General features: G+C 47.5%; 2 protein-coding genes. One reads left to right on the top strand and one right to left on the bottom strand.

Translation table 11 applies throughout. The annotated features are described in order from the left end of the window. The first annotated feature begins 66 nt into the window (after nucleotides 1-66). A complete protein-coding gene (locus tag RZR99_RS32450; RefSeq protein ID WP_456061842.1) occupies nucleotides 67-2,325 on the top strand; it encodes a TULIP family P47-like protein in 2,259 nt (752 codons plus the stop codon). Between the two features lie 444 nt (nucleotides 2,326-2,769). Here RZR99_RS32450 and RZR99_RS32445 read toward each other — a convergent pair. After that, nucleotides 2,770-3,100, bottom strand: a 331-nt coding sequence (locus tag RZR99_RS32445) for a transposase (RefSeq protein WP_323123780.1), incomplete at its 5' end; no start/stop codon positions are given.

Below are 3,100 nucleotides of genomic sequence, written 5' to 3'. Positions count from 1 at the left end.
TCCCGCAATCCCGACTATGGCATCCATTCGATTTTTCGATACGGAACAACGCGTTAGCAATTTGGCATGGTTGTTGCGGAAGGTGGGTTTCTCACATCCGGAGGTACCATGAATCAAAAATTTTTTGCTCGCGACGAACAACCCACCGGCAGCTCAAGCGCGGATACTTACGGCTGGGACAGTGTCTTCGCCATTTACTTCGATGGCGCCAACGCGGCTATCAAAGCGTCCTGGAGCACCACCGACAACAACGCCAAACACATCGTCCAGAGCGCGGACGACGACGACAGCTACAAAATCGATGCGATCNTCGTCCAGAGCGCGGACGACGACGACAGCTACAAAATCGATGCGATCTTCGGCCCCTGGCAATTGACGCCGGGTGGGGACGGAAAAAATGTTCGCATGCAATGCCCCATCACATCGGGAACGTATTTCACCAAAGAGAAGAACTATCCCCTCGCTGGCGTCGACGTGTTCATCGAAGTCGGCATGGAGTGGATTCCCAATCCCGATCAGTTCGCCTTCGTGATGAGTGGAAATACGCTGATCGACACAATCCGCGCATCCTTGGACGGAAATCAGATTCCCTCCCAACTAAAAGATGAGTTCTCCAACAAAGGGAAAAAATTATCCGACAAATCCACCGCTCAACTTATAAAGAAAGACAAGAGTAACAAGGGGGTTGAGTGGATAATTTTAGACGGAAAAATTTATTTTTATTTATTTTATCAAGAAGATAAAGAAAGAAACAAGGATGAATTTATTAGTGTGTATCAGTATGAAACAAGTTGGGACGTCAATCTAAAAATAATAGAAAAAGAAATAATTGATGGCGAACCGGCGATTCTTATTTTCAACATCACACACAACCCTACCGAAGGGATTGCGGCTGCTATTTTATCTGAATTATTCAGCGCCTGGTTTAATAAGAACATCGGCGAATTCAATCACGTTTTCTCAAGCTTGAATTTGAATCCTATCATTTCAAAATCACCACAATTCTCTTGGATCGCTCCTACTGAGGCAAGCTACGCTGTAATCGACAACGGCCCTCCTAACTCGAGTATTTTCAGTGTACTTTCCATGACAACCCAAAACGTGAGTGCAGCCAATCACCAAGTATCGCCAAACGCGATCCCCAATGGAGCAGATGCAGGCTTCCTCATCAGCGGTCCAATGTTCGTGAAAAACATGCTGTTGGTGGGTGCTCGCGCGCTATTCAAGGGATCTTTGGATAGCGACTTCTATATTGTAAATGATGGATTGACCATTAATAATGGTAAAGATTTGCGGCTGGGAAAATTTGAAATGGATGAAAAAAAGAAAGGGGCGATCGATAAAAAAGCATTCTCGACTGAACTCGACAATCAAATCATCTCGCCAGCCCTCGAAAGCGCTCTCGCCGACTGGTTACTGGATTTAAGCGACTATAAGGTTGAGGTAACTGTTCCCGGAGAACAATGGCTATTGAGCAGGGATGCTCAGAGTGATGAGTACATTCTTCATGCAATAGGATCGGAAATTGAGATTTATACTTCTACGGAAATAATAATAGGAAAAGGCAAATTCGAAATGACGTTGCAAGAAGATAATGTACAGATTAAATTCAAGGATCTTACTTATTCAGCAAATACTGATTTTGATGTTCACATAGACTACACCGAGAATGTGAGATTGACTCTTCAAGAAAAGGGAGGTAGGAAAATTTTCTGGTTCGACACTCGAGAAAAACCGGATCTTAAAGTAACATTCACCAAGACTGACGCGGCAATCGATCGGTTGACTATTGAAGCCGCCGTTGGCGCCGGACTGGCATTGATATTTGCCGTCGGACCTATTGGTGTAGCAACTTATAAAGCCTTTGCAGCTTCTGCTGAAGTAGCTGAAGTTGTCGATGAAGCATCAAATGCAGGAGAGTTCTTTTATGAATTACCTGATGGAACATTTGATACTATATCAGCCGACACCGCGACAGCAATAGCAGACGAAACGGCATCCCAGGTTGCCTTGCAGAGTACGGGCATGATTACAAAAATAGGAACCGCTCTCAATCTTCCATGCTTTATGGTAAGCGCGGCGTTAGCATCTTTGACTGCAGTAGTTGTTACTTTTGATGAAAAAGTCATTAACAGAATACGCGAAAACGCGGCTCGCAAGGAGTGGGATAAGATTCCAGGGTTCGATGAATTCGCTCTGCAGGTAATCAGCCCCTACAGATTTCCGGGCGTGCAAGGCTTCGATCTAATTAACGCTCAAATCGCAGGGAGTCTGCAAATCGGATTTAAAACAAAATACATCGAACAGCCGACTCTATCGCAATAAGCCAGTTTGCTATACTGGAAGCTCTACGCGAACGAACGGTATTGTCAACGTGGCAAAGAGGTCAGCGGTTTTGGCTAAAATGGGACATGAGTAAAGCCTCTGTTATTCAGTTGCCGCCGGTCGATGAACCGATTTCATTCAAGGGATATCGGTTTCCGCCGGATGTGATCAGATACACACGTCTTTTCATCGGCATTACCCAAAATTCGTCCGCTGTTTTATGAGATGCTCACCTCTTACGCCCGTGAGGGCGTGCAAAACTTGGGGATGTCGGTCTAGTTACGATTTCTTAAAGAATGCGGGCTCTTCGCTACCGGAATTGTCACTGACCGGTGCCGCCTCCATGCGCGGGAGCGCCGCGGCCTAGCGTCCTGCGGCCGTGGCCCATCCCTGAAACGCCATCACATCGAAACGAAGGGGCCCGGCGTCCTCTTCTTAGAAGTCTTAACAAAATGAGTTTTGCAAGTGTCGCCAGCAAATGATGCAGCAGGTCAGCCTCAGGAAAGCTTCATGAATGAACGCCAAGCGCTCGAAGCGGATACGCAGTCGCCGGAAGTTATGTAGCCACGAGATGGTCCGCTCGACGACCCAGCGGGTTTTGCCCAGACTGCTGCCATGGGGCTGGCCGCGCCGCGCTATTTCAGGGGTCATGCCGGCAGCATGTAATAAGCGGCGGTATTTGTCGTGATCGTAGCCTTTGTCGCCCTGAACGACGCGCGGTTTCGATCGTGGTCTGCCGCGTTTGCCGCCGATTGGCGGGATGGCATCAACCCGT

Source organism: Burkholderia alba (assembly GCF_034721475.1).
Classification (GTDB): Bacteria; Pseudomonadota; Gammaproteobacteria; order Burkholderiales; family Burkholderiaceae; genus Burkholderia; species Burkholderia alba.
The sequence above is the reverse complement of the archived record's forward strand: the minus strand, read 5'-3'. Positions and strand labels throughout refer to the sequence as shown.